Annotated in this window: 14 protein-coding genes and 1 other annotated feature; of the genes, 2 read left to right on the top strand and 12 right to left on the bottom strand. The window is 31.0% G+C overall.

The features are described from left to right. Window positions 1–328: 328 nt before the first annotated feature. From KPL44_RS22640 to KPL44_RS22610, 7 genes are all read right to left on the bottom strand, one after another. Complete coding sequence (locus KPL44_RS22640; protein WP_216255244.1) at window positions 329–1,885, bottom strand: glycoside hydrolase family 43 protein; 1,557 nt, start codon at window positions 1,883–1,885, stop codon at window positions 329–331. A 17-nt stretch (window positions 1,886–1,902) separates the two neighbouring features. Continuing rightward, complete coding sequence (locus KPL44_RS22635) at window positions 1,903–3,291, bottom strand: MFS transporter (RefSeq protein WP_216255243.1); 1,389 nt, start codon at window positions 3,289–3,291, stop codon at window positions 1,903–1,905. A 456-nt stretch (window positions 3,292–3,747) separates the two neighbouring features. Beyond that, a complete protein-coding gene (locus KPL44_RS22630; RefSeq protein WP_216255242.1) occupies window positions 3,748–3,996 on the bottom strand; it encodes a hypothetical protein in 249 nt (82 codons plus the stop codon). An 83-nt stretch (window positions 3,997–4,079) separates the two neighbouring features. After that, on the bottom strand, window positions 4,080–4,268 hold the full coding sequence (locus tag KPL44_RS22625) for a hypothetical protein (protein WP_216255241.1): 189 nt from the start codon (window positions 4,266–4,268) through the stop codon (window positions 4,080–4,082). Window positions 4,269–4,279: 11 nt separating this feature from the next. Further along, entirely contained in the window at window positions 4,280–5,665 is a 1,386-nt protein-coding gene (locus KPL44_RS22620; protein ID WP_216255240.1) for a L,D-transpeptidase family protein, read from the bottom strand. 22 nt (window positions 5,666–5,687) lie between these two features. Continuing rightward, window positions 5,688–8,402, bottom strand: coding sequence for a peptidoglycan D,D-transpeptidase FtsI family protein (locus KPL44_RS22615; RefSeq protein WP_216255239.1), 2,715 nt, complete (start codon window positions 8,400–8,402; stop codon window positions 5,688–5,690). Between the two features lie 178 nt (window positions 8,403–8,580). Further along, the gene (locus KPL44_RS22610; protein ID WP_216255237.1) at window positions 8,581–10,008 is read right to left on the bottom strand and encodes a DHA2 family efflux MFS transporter permease subunit; all 1,428 of its coding nucleotides are present in this window, start codon (window positions 10,006–10,008) and stop codon (window positions 8,581–8,583) included. 199 nt (window positions 10,009–10,207) lie between these two features. Here KPL44_RS22610 and KPL44_RS22605 point away from each other — a divergent pair, with 199 nt between their 5' ends. Beyond that, window positions 10,208–11,083, top strand: coding sequence for a LysR family transcriptional regulator (locus KPL44_RS22605; RefSeq protein ID WP_216255236.1), 876 nt, complete (start codon window positions 10,208–10,210; stop codon window positions 11,081–11,083). Window positions 11,084–11,188: 105 nt separating this feature from the next. On the opposite strand, the gene KPL44_RS22600 is transcribed toward KPL44_RS22605, so the two are convergent. The 5 genes from KPL44_RS22600 to metG form a co-directional block, all read right to left on the bottom strand. Continuing rightward, window positions 11,189–12,283 (bottom strand): GerAB/ArcD/ProY family transporter, encoded by a 1,095-nt coding sequence (locus KPL44_RS22600; protein ID WP_216255234.1) that lies wholly within the window; start codon window positions 12,281–12,283, stop codon window positions 11,189–11,191. Between the two features lie 613 nt (window positions 12,284–12,896). After that, window positions 12,897–13,880, bottom strand: coding sequence for an ROK family protein (locus tag KPL44_RS22595; protein WP_216255232.1), 984 nt, complete (start codon window positions 13,878–13,880; stop codon window positions 12,897–12,899). Next, on the bottom strand, window positions 13,877–14,065 hold the full coding sequence (locus KPL44_RS22590) for a hypothetical protein (protein ID WP_216255230.1): 189 nt from the start codon (window positions 14,063–14,065) through the stop codon (window positions 13,877–13,879). Before KPL44_RS22590 ends, KPL44_RS22595 begins: the two co-directional genes overlap by 4 nt. A 153-nt stretch (window positions 14,066–14,218) precedes the next feature. Continuing rightward, on the bottom strand, window positions 14,219–14,431 hold the full coding sequence (locus tag KPL44_RS22585) for a DUF6366 family protein (RefSeq protein ID WP_216173479.1): 213 nt from the start codon (window positions 14,429–14,431) through the stop codon (window positions 14,219–14,221). A 380-nt stretch (window positions 14,432–14,811) separates the two neighbouring features. Beyond that, window positions 14,812–16,440, bottom strand: coding sequence for a methionine--tRNA ligase (gene metG, locus KPL44_RS22580; RefSeq protein ID WP_216255229.1), 1,629 nt, complete (start codon window positions 16,438–16,440; stop codon window positions 14,812–14,814). 55 nt (window positions 16,441–16,495) lie between these two features. After that, window positions 16,496–16,729 (bottom strand) — a binding site (T-box leader). A 423-nt stretch (window positions 16,730–17,152) separates the two neighbouring features. Here metG and KPL44_RS22575 point away from each other — a divergent pair. Beyond that, complete coding sequence (locus KPL44_RS22575; RefSeq protein ID WP_216255228.1) at window positions 17,153–17,416, top strand: hypothetical protein; 264 nt, start codon at window positions 17,153–17,155, stop codon at window positions 17,414–17,416. Window positions 17,417–17,488: the final 72 nt, after the last annotated feature.

Genomic DNA, 17,488 nt, shown 5'->3' with positions numbered 1-17,488 from the left:
TTATAGTGAATAATTTCTGATATAACTGCTATACACTGGCACTATAGTCCACATCATGCCATTTTGAATGTGAATTCCATCCATGTAAACATTGGAACAATTTTTACTTCTTAAACTCTCAACTACGCTCCTTGAATATGTTACTATAATAAATATATATTAACATAATATCAATAGAATAAAAAAAGACGACTCCTGTTCACACAATACAGGAATCGTCTTAAAATTCAGCCTAGGCTTTTTAAAATCGTTATTGACAAAACGACCACATTATTTTAACCCTTCTTCTTTTTCTATGTTTAAAACATATACTATTTGATGTTTTAATTTACTCTGGTTGGTATCTAAAATTATCAAACTCGGCAAAGCAAGCATTCTTTTTTTCTAGATCATTGACTGTAAGTCCTATAAAATTCCCTGTAAAACCTCCTGATAAAAAACTGATATCTTCTTCCAATAAAAATTCTTTTGCTTTTTGATCTTCCACACTAAACTGTGCCTTAATTCCATTTACATTTATATAAAGTTTTATTTTCTTACCACTTACCGCTAATTTAATTGGCAATATAGAGAAATCATCTTTTACTGCCTTCATTACCTGAACAATAATCCCCTTTTCTTCGTCATAAGAAAGATATAAATAAATATAATTCATTATATCTAAATATAATATCATCCCTGCTAATTGTAGGTGATTTGTAGGATCAAAAGTAATTACAGTCTCTGCACTAAAATTAATATCCCTTTGACGTATTGCAATAATATGTTGATCAAAAGTACTCTGAGGTGATTCAGCACCAGTTATACGTATTATTGATCTATCTGGAACTATGTTAATCCAGCTACTATTGGGAAATTTTCTTAGAGTACTCCATTCACTATTTAAATCTTTTTTGTCAAAATCATCAAAGAATTTATTATCCTTTTTCTTAATAATTCCATTAAAGCCCTTTGGAAGTTCAACATCTGTAGCCGGTGAATGTCCCCCTTGAATAAGTCTGAGCCATCCATCCTTTGACCAAATAACTTTTTGCAATGCAGTCTCCCTTCCAAGAATAGGATATTTCCCCATTATAGGTCTAGTACACAAATGAGCTAAATACCACTCATGTTCATCTGTTTCCACTAAGCTAGCATGTCCTGCACATTTAAGATATAAATCAGGGTTATCTCTAGAAGTTAACATAGGATTCTTAGGATCTAATTCATAAGGGCCAGTAATATTCTTTGATCTTGCTACTGTAACCATATGTCCCTCTCCAGTGCCTCCTTCAGCTGTTAATAAATAGTAATACTCTTTATGTTTATATATCTGTGGAGCTTCTGTTTTTTCATATTCTGTTCCATCAAAAATTTTATATGTTTTTCCAATCAATTCTTTTTGTTCATAATCAAATTTTTGAATAATAATACCAGCAGATTTATTATGTGTACTTAAACGATAATCCCATATTTCATTTGTTAACCACTTTTCACCATTTTCATCGTGAAATAAAGATGGATCAAATCCAGAACTGTTTAAATAAATTGGATTACTCCAAGGTCCTTTAATGTCTTTTGATGTAATTAAGTAATTATTCACATCTTTAAATGGAACTTTTGTACTTTTGACATCTGTATATACAAGATAGAATGTATCCTCGCAGTAACTTATATGAGGTGCCCATATACTGCATCCCGTGGGATTACCTTGCAGGTTAACTAATTCTTCATTTATTAATACTGATGTACAATAATCCCAATTCACTAAATCGTTAGATTCGTAAACTCTTATCCCCGGTAGCCACTCAAACGTAGAAACAACAATATAATAAACTCCCTTTACTTTTAATATACAAGGATCTGGATTAAATCCCTCAAGAATTGGATTATGAATAGATTTCATAACTATTACTCCCTTTATTAAATATTTTTTTCTTTTTCAAATTCTAGATTATTTCTTATTACTAATTCTTTAGAGATTCTTGCATACGTCTCTTTATCTAAACTATAAAATCTAATGCAAAAGATTGCTATAGTATATAGACAAATTGGAACAACCGATGTTGCAATAAGAATTCCATGAAGTGATGTCGTTGTCTGTGTTGTATGTGCAACATATCCACTCATAGCCAAAACTACACCTGGAATCATTCCTCCTAAAGCATTACCACATTTAAAGAAGAATCCGATGATTGCATATATCATTCCACCTAACCTTTTATTAGTCTTCCATTCACCATACTCAACAACTTCTGGGATTAAAGCCCACATGAAAGCACTAATCATACCATTTCCAACTGAAGCAATTCCACGCGAAACAAAAATTGCAACAATCCAAGTACTTGGTACAACAAATAGTCCGATCATACCAACAATATCAGTAAGTATTGAAATAGACATAAGTTGTTTTTTCGTTAGAGTTCTACTTAGCCAAGGAATAAATGGAATAATGAATAATGCTGGTAATGTACCAATTGCTGCATACCATTTAACTAGTTCAGGTCTTCCTACATAATACGTGATATAATAAATCCCTGTAGAACTAACAACAGATTTTACGCCATAAATAATTAGAAAAAAGATACTTAGAATTAATAATGGTCGATTAACCTTGAGTTGTTCAAAAATATCACTAGCTTTTATTTTTTTATGTGAAGCAGGGACTCTCACCCTTTCTTTTGTACCTTTAAAACAGATAAGTAATAAAATCCCCCCAATAGTAGCTATAATGACCATTGTTAACTGCCAACTTTTTGCAATACTCATTGAGTTTGCAAATAAACCGGCCAACAATGGAACACAAAATGAAACAATTACTTGCCCAATATTTGCCAAAAACGTTCTGTACGTAGTTATACTAACAGATTCCTGTTGATCTCTAGTCATTGCAGAAGTTAAAGCTCCATAAGGAACATTTACAAATGTGTAGCAAACTGATAGAGCAATATAAGTTGCATAAGCATAAATAACTTTTCCACCCATAGCTAATTGAGGTGTACTAAAACATAGTATAGCTAAAATGCAAAACGGTACTGCGCCATACAATAAAAACGGTCTAAACTTACCATATTTTGTATCAGTTTTATCAATAATAATTCCTATAATAGGATCTGAAATAGCATCAAAAATACGAACTATAAAAAACATAAATGCTGCCACTCCTGAAGCTAATCCAAATACATCGGTATAAAAGAACAATAAATAGCTAGAGATACTTGCATATACAAGATTACATGCAAGATCTCCAAACCCATATTGAATTTTTTCTCTTTTGGAAATATTAGTGTTTGGAATTTCAGTTTGTAACATATGTACCCCCCCCACTCTAAAATAATATGAAAGTAAAACATATTTCTAAACATTCTTTATCATATTCTTATTATAATTAATATCCGAATTGAACACGTTAACACTTTATGTCAAAGTATATTGTTAATATTATAAAAATTTCTTTCCTGGATAATAATTATATATTTAAATCGTTATGTTTTAAATTAAAACGATTTCATTGAAATTTTATACCTCCTTTGACTTTTTATACTAATATTTATTATAAACCTATATTATTAGTTTTTCAAGCGGGTTTAAAAAGTTTAATGATAATATTTTTATGTCACACTATTTATAAATTATGTTTTGTTTATAATTTTATTTAAAGTATGAACTTATATAGTTAATTAAGCACTTCTGAGATCTTATCAATGGAGGAACAACCTGAATCTATAAAAAACACAGAAAATACTTTTCTTTACCCTATTTTCTATATCATTTATTGCTGCTAATATACACAGGATATTGTTGTCTATTTTTTATTATAGACTTATAAATATCTCTGCAATAATTAACATTATCTTTCATTGGATGTACTTCAATTGGAATCGACTTTATTTCACCTTCTGTTAAATCTAATGAGCAGATACCATGCCTAGTTTTATAACAGAAATTTTCAAAACAGTTATTAAAATAATACTTTTTTCTCTTAGGATCGAATGCTTCAACATATAAATCCCCCACGATTATCACCTCAAACTATTTATATGCCTCAAAAACTCTTTTATTCTTTTCTCTATAGATGTTTTTAAAGTTAATTTTATAGTCTATACCTTCAAATGATAAATTATTGTGAGGTGACTTATGCTTTGTGTAGCTTTTGCTGAATAAGAAGATTTATTGCTTGTTACACTTGCTGTCGTATTAACCGCTAGCGTTGGTAAGCTTGTCCCTAACAAAACAAATAATGCTGTTAAAGATTTCATTACTGCCCAATAATTTTTAGTAAATAACAATTATTAAACTACTACAAATAACAAACAACCGGAGTACCAGCATCTATGTTATCATATATCTTTTGAGCTAGTGCAGGTGGCGAATTTATACAACCGTGAGAACCTTTTGTAAGATATATCTTTCCTCCAAATTTAGGTTGCCAAGTTGCATCGTGTATACCAATTCCACCATTGAATGGCATGAAAACACTGACGGGAGTGCTGTAACCCTCTCCCTTTAATGTTGCATTTTTTGCTTTATATTTTAGTTTATAAATACCTGTTGGTGTTAGACGATCTTTGGTTGGTTTACCGGTAACAACGTCTCCATCTGCAATAAGTTTACCTTTCTTATAAAACCATAAATGCTGTTTTGTAAGATTAATTTCCACATAAGTATTTCCGATATCATTAAGATCATGATTTAAACCTTTTTCAGAATAACGAGGTTCCTTTGCTATAGTTTGTCCATTTTTTATAGCGACAATTAAATCACCGATTTCTCCTGCTCGTTTAACTTTCCATCCATAATCTCCGCCACTTACCTTTATGGTTGTTCCTGCAGAGGTAATAAACTTTCTTTCCTTGCCATAAGTTTCATAATGATTATCCAGTTCACTTACATAAGTTTTCATAGCATCTTGATCAAATACAATTGCATTAGTATCGTCAACCTTAAGCCATTTATTTATTACAGACTTATCTATAACTGATTTACCTCCAGCATAGGTATAAGTAATGTTCGATGATATATATTTATTAAGTAAAGTTTTAGTATTTAGAACTTCTTTTAATGTTGAAGTATATTTTGGATTTATATAATTGTTTTTTGTTTCTAAATCTACTGTTGTTTCTCCCTTGAGAATTGCACTTACTATATCTGAATATAATTGCTTGCTTTTTATTTTATTTCCCATAACTTCTTTTACAATCACGTAGCCATCACCCGAATATTTAAAGCTAGCATTTTGTGATTCAACAATTTTCTTGCTATCGAAAGCAGAGAGCTTATAAAAATGTGTTTTTAATAGGTTTTCATCATATGTAACTAATCCGGATATTTCATAATTTTTTTTATTAAATATCTCATAAAACCAGCCAAAAGAATTCTTATTGTCTTCGAGCATTTGGATTTTACCATTTGAATTATATTTTAGTCCAATATCAGTAGCCTTAATTTGCTCATTCACACCACCACGTTCTTTAAGTTCAAGTGTATACGTTGCATATTTTGATGATAATTCTTTATCTACCTGAGCTACAGTTTTACCAGATGCATTAACACCATTAATTACTGAACCAAAATAAAAATGATTGCTAAAATAAATTGATACACTTAAATATAAAACGAAGAGAATAGAAAAAGGAATTATAATAACTTTCACAGATTTTTTCCGTTTTATTGTTTGTATTTCCATGAGACACCTCTTTAATATAAATTTAATTAATCCGTTTTAATTTTATGTCATAATGATTTTGATACTGTTTCATTCGAGGATCATTTTTAAAATAACTCTCATACATACCCCTAGCGACCTTTGCAGCATCAGCACCGTAACCACCATCAAATATAACTATAGATATTGCTATTTTAGGATTGTCAGCAGGTGCATAACCTACATACCACGCATAATCGCCTCTACCAATTTTACTTTGTACTTCAGCTTTTGTGAATTGAGCTGTACCTGTTTTACCACCAGTAGGGATAGGAAAATCACCAAGTGCTGCATACGCAGTACCATCAGCACCACCACCTGCGCCTGTAGTAACGCCATTCATGCCTTGCATAACTAGGGATCTAGTTGTAGCACTCATAGCAGCTTTATCTATTACAACAGGTTTCGTTTTAGATATTAATTTTCCATTAGAATCTTTTATATTATCAACTAAATGAACTTTATATCTTGTCCCACCATTGGCAAGGGTTGCTATATAATTTGCCATCTGAAGAGGTGTGAAACTGTCCATACCTTGACCAATTGATGCAATAAACATATTGTATGGTAAACCTAATGAACCATGACCTGTTTGCACTGCTTGATAGTATACATCAGTTACGATTGCATTTATGTTAGCAGCAGTAAATTTTTGATTTTTGTAGGCCGGATCAGCAGCAATTAATTGCTTAAATAACCCCTCATAATTACTTTTAGAGAAAGTTCCATTTTTTACAGAATCCCTAATATAATTTTTAATTTGTGTTTTTATTTCTGAAAGTTTTTTACCATCAGAAACAATACTGGTATCTTCATCCCTATCGTATAAATCTATTGGGGGAAAGTTTACGTTAGAACCAGAAACTCCATTAGTTAAATCTTGTTCAATACTCAAAAGATATTGTGACGCTGATAAGTTTTTTTGCGACACTGTATTATATACTTGCCCAAAGTTTTCACTTATTTCTATTCCTGTACTTGGATTAACTGCCTTAGGATCAGCTCCTAGTCCAAACATCCAGGCATATTTGGCTAAACTATCATCACCAAATTTTTCTCTTAATCTCTGACCTACATTCATAAAAAATGGGTTACTTGATCTACTTATTGCACTGACTACATCTACAACACCGAGTGCACCATCTGATTCGAAAGGATTCCAATGTCCTCCACCCATATCATAACCACCTTGATCATTGTAGGTGGAACTCGCATCTATAACTCCAGATTCAAGCCCTGCAATTGCTGTCATTGGCTTAAATGTGGAACCTGAAGGAATAAGTGACATAGTTGCGTAATTGTATAAATATTTTGGATAATAATCGAACTTATCCTTTCTAATGGTTGTATTTCCCTTTATACTTTTGTCTATTGGAAACATATAATCAGTTAAATCTGATATCCCATCAGCTTTTGCCATCTTTTCATAATCTGGATTAAAATATTTTTGTGATTGAGCTTCATTTAAACCTTGCGTTGTAGAAAAATCATTTGGATTATAACCTGGTAGACTTACAAGTGATAGTACTCCACCAGTATTAATATCTAGGGCAATAGCTGCAGCTCTTGTAGCGTTTGACACGTCTAAACCATTAACCATTCCCTCACTTTGTATTCTCTTCATTTCACTATTTAAAGTGGTTTCCGTGGCATATTGCAAATTTGCATCTAATGTAAGTTGAACATTTTTTCCGGGAACCGCCTTCTTAGTATGAGCGGTATTTTTAATTATTGCCACAGAATCATCATTTGTATCTTTTTCTCCATTAGTCCCTTTAAGGCTACTCTCCATTACGGCTTCAATTCCAGCAGTTCCAACATAATCTACACTTGTGTCATACCCTTTCGCTTCGTACTTCTCTTTATCAGCAGAGTTTATTTTGCTTATATATCCTAGAACTGATGAAGCAAGTTGACCATAAGAGTATTCCCTCATAGGTTGATTTTCCACCTTAAAACCTTGCAGTTCTGAGAGGCTTTGCTCAAATATAAGTGAAGTATCTTTCTTTATATTAGTTGCTACATTAATTGATTTATTAGCAGAATAAAAGTTCATTTTGATGCTGTCTTTTACAATTAAATATCTTCTTATTACATCTGGAGTTGCTTTTATATTCAAACTTGCAATTCCATCTTTCACCTTATAATCAACAAGAAGTTTATTATATATTTGTTCTGGGGTTAATTTTAAAAGCTCATTATTAAGCATAGTTTTCTCAAATGAGCTTAATTCTCCTTCTTTTTTGTTTTTAAATTTCACTTTTAATATATTATCTTGGAAGTTCCTATTTTTTAAAAATATTAACAACATGGCTTGTTTTACCTTAGAGTCACTTGAAGTAAATTCAAATCTGTATGGATTAATCTTTAATTCAAAACTATCTGTCTGAACTTCTTTATTATCATCTAAAATTTTAAATACCTTTTGCAATGTTGCAAATAGTTGTTTTTTATCCTTACCTGTATCAGTTGTACTTGTATATGTAAGGTTATAACCCGGTACTTCAGTTGCAAGTTTTATTCCATTTTTATCTGTTATGAGTCCTCTTGGTGCCGCTACGGTTACAAGCTTTGCAGAATTAATAGTTTCAGCCTGCGCTTTGTAATATTCTCCTTTGAATACTTGTAAATAATACAATTTTGCACCTATTATTAAAAACATAGCTACCATAATTATATAAAAAATCTTATACCTATTAAATTCCTTCTTTTTTTCCATTTCATTCTTCCTCACTATAATTTTTATTTACAAAATAATTAATTAATAACAAATCTATCATTAAGTACTTTATTCTTACACTACTAGGTTACATTAAATTAGAATTAATTACAATAAATGTGCCATGAAAGAGCAATTTTTCAGCATAAAAAGATTAGGTAACACTTATTATTGGATTTTAATTGCTATTTTCTTTTGAATGTAGGAGAAATAATCCTAATATCAATGCAATCACAAAGAAAATTATAAAAAAATGAAAAGCAGAGTCAATAGAATAGATCAAATCCCCCTTCATGTGCAAATTCCCAAAATTTGCTATGCCTACAATTGCTTTAGAAACTATTGCTGGCGGTACACTAAACTCTATTACTAATATTACCAATGCTTGACTTAATGCTCGTCCAACATTATAAATAGTGTAGAACATACCTGACGCTGAACCAGCTTGGTTTTTTGGCACAGTTGAGAGTACCATTTTGGCTAATGATGGCCATGCTATACCGTTGGCTATAGATATTATAATTAGTGGTATAACCACAGCTGGAATAGATAGCTTCGATCCAAGATTCCCGAGCATAAATAATCCTATAACAAGAAATATAAGACCCGATATAATCATACGCCCAGCTCCGAAATGATCTGCTAGTTTACCACCAAGTGGTCCCATAATAAGTTGCGGTGCTGATAGTGGAATAATTAATAGTCCTGCATTCATTGGACTTAGGTGCAGTGCACCTTGCAAATATATGCTTAATAGTAGTGTTATTGAAAAATAAGCAATACAATAATTTACTGTAATTCCGAGTCCAATTGTATACTTTTTATAAAAAAGCAAACTGAGATTGAATAACGGATTCTCCACATGTAACTCATTGATTATAAATGCAATCCATAATAATATAGTCGATATAAATAATAGTACAGTTAAGTTAGACATCCATCCCCATGAGGCACCCTCTGAAAGTACAACCATCATGGCTACTAGCCCAAAAGTAAATGTAAATATTCCAATCCAGTCTGTCTTTTCTTTAACATTTACTTCTTCATTCTTCATAACTAAGGCGGCTCCAATTATACCAATCAGCGCAAATGGTACTGTTATAAAAAAGATTGAACTCCATCCAAATTTACTGATTAATGCCCCTCCTACTACAGGACCAACTAGAGCTCCAACAACCCATGAAGTAGCATTAATTCCTAGAGCTAGACCGAGTTGATTATCAGGAAATGTTTTAAGTATAGTTGGTGTCGCAGTGGCTAAGGCTAAAGCTGCTCCTACTCCTTGAATTATCCTATAGATAATTAAAGTTAACCCGGAATTTGCTATGCCACATAAAACCGTACCGATAGTGAAGACTACAAGTCCTAATATGAAAATACGTTTTGTTCCAACTGTATCCGCCCATTTACCTGCTGGTAATATAAGTACAGTACTAGATATAATATAGGCTGTTATGGTCCATAATCCAACACCCACTGTAAGATTAAGTCCTTGCATTATTTTAGGCAAACCTATGATTACGATAGTAGAGTCAACATTTGTAATAAATGAAACCAGGGTAACAATAATTAAGATACTCCACTTATGCTTGTGTGAATTTGTCATATAAATTTCTCTCCTCTTAAAATTAATTTTCTAGCATAAACTATAAACAATTAAAATTGCAAGTATATGCTAATTGTTATGCACTCCTTTCAAATTAAATTTTCTATAAATTTAGTTTACAGGAAAACATATATCATGTAAAATGATTATAAATGATTTAACGATTCACTTTTTATGATATATACAGGAGGGAAAATTGATGGAGAGTAACGAACTACGAATTTTCAAAGCCGTTGCACAGGAAGGTAGTATTACAAAGGCAGCATCAACGCTTGGTTACGTCCAATCCAATGTTACCGCAAGAATAAAGCAATTAGAGTCTGAACTTAAAACTCAACTATTTTATAGGCAACGTGGCATGATATTAACGCCTACAGGTGAAAAGCTACTAGTTTATGCAGAAAAAATTATACACTTATTTGATGAGGCTAATATTGCACTTAATGATTCCGTTGACCCATCCGGTAGTCTATGCATTGGAGCTAATAATACAATCTCTTCCCTACGGCTTCCAGATATATTATCGCAGTACCATAAAGCTTATCCCAAAGTTGATTTGTCACTTATAACAAGCCAATCAGATGAGCTTATTAACAAGATTCTACATTTTCAAATAGATGGCGCCTTCGTAAAATCATTATCATTTAGCGACAATAATATTGTAAAAGAACTTGTATTCGAGGAAAATTTAGTACTTATTTCAAGCCCTGAGTACAATGATTTGGAAGCAGTATGTTCCAATCCATTTTTAATGAACAGTGTAGGATGTCCAAATAGATTACAACTTGAAAATTGGCTTAAATTAAAAGGTATTACTAAGATACGATTTATGGAATTCAACAATTTAAATTCCATTATTGAAGGGGTAATCGCAGGCCTTGGAGCGTCTTTTGTTCCTAAATCTGCTATTAAAAAATACGAAGAGAGAGGTCTTCTTAGATCATTTCCAATACCTCCAAAATTCAGTACCACAAAAACTTTTTTTATAAGGCATAAAGACTCATTAAAGACTAGTGCATTGTCAAAATTTATTGAAATGATTGAACTTAAAACCCCCTATAATGCAGTTATGTAGTTACAAGTGACAAACTAATGGTACGTGAACTACTAATTCATTTACTATATATATTCTGAATGTAACACAAATTGTTACACATTCAAAAATACAGCAAATCATTAATTAGGTTACTTTGACGCTTTTAGATCTTCTACTCCTAATCTCCGCAACAATAAAAATAACTAAAGGTATTATAACTTCAAAAGTGAAGGAATAATATGCCCATATATTGAGAGTAAAGAATGCTGCTTCCATTGTGCTTCTATAAACAAAAAAAGAGAAACTTAACATTATAAGTGCTACAGGTGTTGCAATAAATTTGTGATCATCAAACCCAAAAACCTTTGAAATCCCATTGCAAACTGCAAAAATACATATGCTCACTTTAATAAATACACACGCTAAAAACACAATAATTACTGTCATTTCAAGTCTTTGAAGAAACCCTAGTCTAATAAGGCTTACTGACATGGTAGAATGGAAATATAATCCAGATACAGTTTCATTACCTAATACTAAAAGATTTCTTAACGATGTTAAAAGTATAAGCCCTCCACCTACAAGTAATCCTACTATAAATGTTTTTTTGTAATTTTTAACTTTAGATATATTGGAAAATACCATTGTAAAAATTACGATTTGACCAAATGGAAAAGTAAAACTTGAAAAAGCACCTTCTAACAGTGTCGCTACCCCATTACTTAGTATCGGTTTTAATCTAGCAATGTCCATTTGTGGAATTGATAATATAGGCACAATTATAACTATTAGAATTACAATCCAACTGAAGAACTCAGCCCATCTTCCTAAGACTTCAATGCCCGCCTTTAAACTCCACACAAGCAATATAGTAAAAAACACCATCGGAATTATCACTGGTGTATCAGCGAACACTAAAGTATTAGTAAATTCTGAAAAGGATCTAAGAATTAAGGCTCCACTATGAAATGCAAACCATATCATTAGTATACTTATTATTTTCCCTATAAACTTACCCATAACGATTTTAAGTATATCAAATAAATCTTTCCCAGGATATAAAGATAAAATTCTACAAAACATAAGTACCAATATAATGGACCATGTCATAGCAATAATTATTGCTATCCAGGCATCTTGTTTTGCCTGATTTCCAGATCCTATTAAAAGTGAATTTCCCATTAGGAAAAGTATTATTAATATAGTTGCTTGTCTTTCGGAAATAGATTCATTTTTCATTTATGACCCCTACTTTATTTATTTTAATCATGCATATATATTAATTTTAATCATCCATATATATTAATTTTAACCAATTTATAAATATTCTACTCTTATGTATTTTGGGGATATGTTTTAAAGGCTAATAATACCTTTTATGTGCATAACCCAAAGTATTAATATTTTATTTTATTACAGAGAAAAACATATGCAAAAGAAGATGAAATTACAACCTAAAGCTGTTGTGTTCTGCATTGGATCAACAATGGATTGTTTGAAAAATAATTATAATACTTAGAATTAGTTAAGTTGAACCGTACCATAAATGGTACAGACTTTTTTCGTTTAGGAAATAGATAGTGATGGAATTTGTGGTAATATAAGTATGATATTATAATTTACAAGATCATTTAAAAGGAGGTTTGAACGTATATGCACAATAATGTTGATAAACAAAATGAATGTAGGGACGATTGATTAATTAATTCGCCACCTTCGAATATGTCGTCAAAGGTAAACCCATCTCATTCGATATGGGTTTACTTTATTAAGTGTGTATTTATACTATGAATGTAACACAGTGGAGTGAAATCAGCGGTTGTTGAATGAAAGTTAATCTAAAAATTCAAAGCTATACAATTAACTCTTTGTTATTAACCTTATCTCGAGCATAAGCAGCTGCTCCAATCATACCAGCACAATCACCCAATTTAGCTTGTACAACTCTGCACGCATTGCTGGATATCTTTAATGCGTGGTCATTAATTGTTTCACGTACCGTATTTAGTAACCTATCCCCGGCTAAAGACATGCCTCCACCCACAATAATAATCTCTGGATTAAATAAATTAATAACATTTGCCAGGCCAAAACCAAGTATCCGTCCAGTTTCATGCATTACTTCAATTGCCAAATTATCGTGCAGATCATATGCCTTAGATATCATATGCGCCTCAATATTGCCATTATCATAATCAACCCATTTTTCTATTATACTATTTCTTCCTTTATTTAATTTTTCAATAAAGGTATTAACCATTCCAACTGCTGAAACATATCTTCCTAAACATCCAGAACTTCCACACTTGCAAGGACGTCCTTCCCTATACATATTCATATGCCCGATTTCTCCTGCACTAGCTGTTTCTCCATACATAACTTTACCATCCATAACTATTCCTGATCCTAAACCAGTACCTAATGTAATAAGTATTAGATTCTTTGAATTCAATCCAGCACCATATAGCCACTCCCCATATAGATTTACACGAACATCATTATCGATGAATACTGGAAAGTGGAATCTCTTTTTCATCTCGTTAACAACATGTATATTTTCCCACCCTGGAAAGTTTGGTGAAAAAAATGATTTACCCTCGTATGGATCCAATAGTCCTGGAATACCCATTCCCATACAATAGATTGACTTCTCCGTAATATTAAGATTTCCCATCATATCTTCAACTATGCGTATGATTTTGTTTAAAACATATGCAGGTCCGTTTTGCGCTTCTGTTGACTTACGTACTTCAACTATAAATTTTAAATCCAAATTAAATAATGCAACCTTAATGTTAGTTCCACCTAAATCAACCCCAATTATGAACTCACTCATGCTAATAAACCGTTTATGTTTACAGCCCCATATTTTTTTACGCCTTCTAAAACCCCTTTAACTAAGCTAGTAGACCTAAGCATCTCTTTAACTATAATTTCTTCCTCTTGTCCATACAAATCTCCAAACAGGATCTTAGTAGACTTATAATTAAGTATTTCAATTGTATTATTCAGCGTTGGCATTAATATTCCCCCATAGTTTTTTATTACTTTATCATTTTCAAGTTATATTTAAACGTTTTCTATAAATATATATTTTTTTTATATCATAATCAACTATATTAATTTTAGCATTCAATATTATACCTTTTTTAGTTGATATTCAACATAATTTACTTAATTATGATTTATATAGTGAGCGAGAAAATACACTATTATAATAATTATAACTGATGTGATAATCCTTGTAAGGCAACCTCCTTTCGTTAACTGACTTAAATCACCAACCATTTTACGGTTCATTGAATCCGCTACATTAGACATTGGATTTTTTTTATATTCTTCTATTTTTCGTTTATCTTCTCTATCTTGTTCACCGTTTTTATCCATAATTTCACGCTCCTATTAATATTCAGTAGTTATTGAATATTTATTACAATTATATATTAGATTGTATTTATATGCTATATTATAAAATTAATTTCAAATATAAGGCTTTACACATATAACTATTCAAAATTAAACATATTCTTATTTAAAGTATAGAATATCATAAAGATTATAAATCTTTATGATATTCCAAGTCTTTTAGCCGGTGTTTCATGTTTTTGAAATATGGTTATTATCATAGTTTGTTAAATTGGTAGTACAACACCTTCAAACTCTGTTTTAGAAGCCAGTAATGAGCCATTTAAGTTTTATTTTGAACTTTTTTTTATTTCGTTACAAGTACCCCATATCTAATGATATGGGGTACTTGCTTAATTAACTTAGACCAAATTTGAAAGGTTTTTTATCTCTTCATCAATAACTTTTTTATCAATACGTTTAAATAAAATATCTACAGTAGGAATTACAAGTCCACTTTCTACAAATTTAATACACCAATTAGCTGATATAGATGATATACTAAGCCAATTTTGAATTTTTGATGATGAGAAAGGTAGAAATGGATTCAGGAGTACCGATAAATTAGCAATAATTTGAACACAGTTAAAAATAGTTGAATTACATTTTTTAGGATCCGCCACTCTGGTCACCCAAGGCTTCTCTGCATCATAATACTTATTTGAACTTCGAACAAATTCAAATATCTCGTCTAATGAGTCCTTAAAGTTTCCTTTTTCGATCTTGTCACCAGCACTTACAAATATCTGATTTATTTTTTCTTTTAATTCTCCATCAACTGTACCATTTGGAATTTTATTATAGAAATACTTATTTATAAACACAAGCGTTCTATTAACAAAATTACCATAGGCTCCTAGAAGTTCTCCGTTATTACTATTTATAAACTCAAGCCATGAAAAATTTGTATCCCTCTTTTCAGGCCCATTTGTAATAAAGAAATATCTAATTAAATCCGGATCATATTTTTCTATTAAATAATCTATCCATACAGCCCAATTTTTACTAGTTGATATTTTTTTACCTTCGAGAGTAACATATTCGCTTGAAATTATTTTATCTGGTAAATGCAAGTTTCCGTAAGATAATAAAAGTGAAGGTAATATAATTGTATGAAATGGTATGTTATCTTTTCCGTGTACATAATAATGCTGACTACTATTCCAAAATTCATAAAAATCAATTTGTTTATTTTCGCAAAACTTTTTACAGGCTGAAAGATAACCTAATACAGCATCAATCCATACATATATTTTTTTATTTTTATATCCTGCCACCGGTACATCAGTTCCCCAATCCAAATCACGAGTAATAGCTCTATCTTGTAACCCCTCTTCAATGTATCGTCTTGATAAATTTTGAGCATTTGTACGCCAATCTTTATGACAATAAACATACTCAGTTAATTCCTTTTGCAACCTAATTATATTAATATATAATTGGGTAGAAGGTTTTAAAATAGGCTGTGAGTTACATAGAGAACATCTCATTTCTTTCAACATTTCGGGTTCTAGTAAACTTCCACAATTATCACATTGATCTCCTCTGGCATCACTACCACAAATCGGACATATTCCATCAACATATCTATCTGGTAAAAATTTGCCACATTTTTCACAATAAACTTGTGAGGTTTCTTTTTCATAAAGTGAACCATTGTCAAATAATTTTTTGATAAAATCTTTAACAAAATTTTTGTGATATTCCGTTGTAGTTTCTGTATAATAATCATACGAAAAGCCCAATGAATCAAAACATCTACAAAATTCATTGTGATATTTATCTGCAATTTCTTGTGGTGATATTCCTTCATCCTTTGCCCTGATTGAAATTGGAGTACCATGACAGTCACTCCCTGAAACATAAATAACAGAATCCCCTTTTAATCTAAAATACCTTGCGAGCACATCACCTGGCAATAGCGCTGCAATGTGCCCTATGTGCATTGAACCATTAGCATATGGCCATGCTCCAGCAATTAATATATTCATTACTAATACCCCCTTTAATTTAACAAAAAAAAGTCCCTATATGGAAATAAATCCATATAGAGACGTATTGAACGTTGTACCACTCTAATTTATCTTTAACCTCACAGTAAAGACCTTTTCAGGTGACTATCATCACCTTGCATTGTAACGTATGCTTACGTATTATCTTACTTATTTTCAGATAATCTGCTCTGGAACCATGTTCATAAGTTTTAGTAACACAGGTTTTCACCTAACCCTGCTCTCTGTAGTTACATACACTTACTACTCTTTCCATCATAGCTTTGTATAATTATAACATTATATCCATAAATTTTATATACATTAGTTCATATATTTTATTAATTAAGCAAAACATCATTTTTATATTATGAGTCAAATAGCTAAAAGTATACCTCTTATTAACTTATATAAAAAAATAAGCGATTGTAAAATATATAAACTTGTGGAATACCCTATACATCACAAAGTCCATATTAGTGTGATAACCTTTATTATTTCTGCATTTTCTAACTTTTGTTATTAAATATAAAAGAAAAGTGAAAGTAACACAATAGTGATTGAGTTACTTTCAGATTGGGTTTATTACTCATTTTAAATAATTATAAATATATCTTTTTTAAAATTTATGGTATTATTGGTATAATCAAGTAAATATTCATATCATCCTGAAAAGATAGGAATATTCAACTTTAAAATATGGAGGGATGTTATGAAAGAGAAATCTTGGTTAAAATATTTTTTTATAATCCTAATAATACTTTTTATTGTATTTAGCGGACAGCACATTCTTGATGGTATTAATAGAAATGCACAGGAAACCTATAATACTCATCCTTATCTTCAAAATATTTTAATGATTATTTTTTATGGAGGAATAGGTTTGCTACTGGGTTTAGAACATTTAATCCATGAAATAAAAAAAGAAGGAACATGGATAATGAACTGCCCCCTGTCAAGTAGACAGTGGAAATAATTAAAGATTTCAAGCAAGGCGTCTATCATTTGGTAGGCGCTTTGTTTATGCTGCATTACCTAATAGATATCG

This window comes from Clostridium sp. DSM 17811 (assembly GCF_018861905.1).
GTDB classification, from domain to species: Bacteria; Bacillota; Clostridia; order Clostridiales; family Clostridiaceae; genus Clostridium_AD; species Clostridium_AD frigoriphilum.
This window is presented reverse-complemented; position numbering and strand designations above follow the sequence as displayed.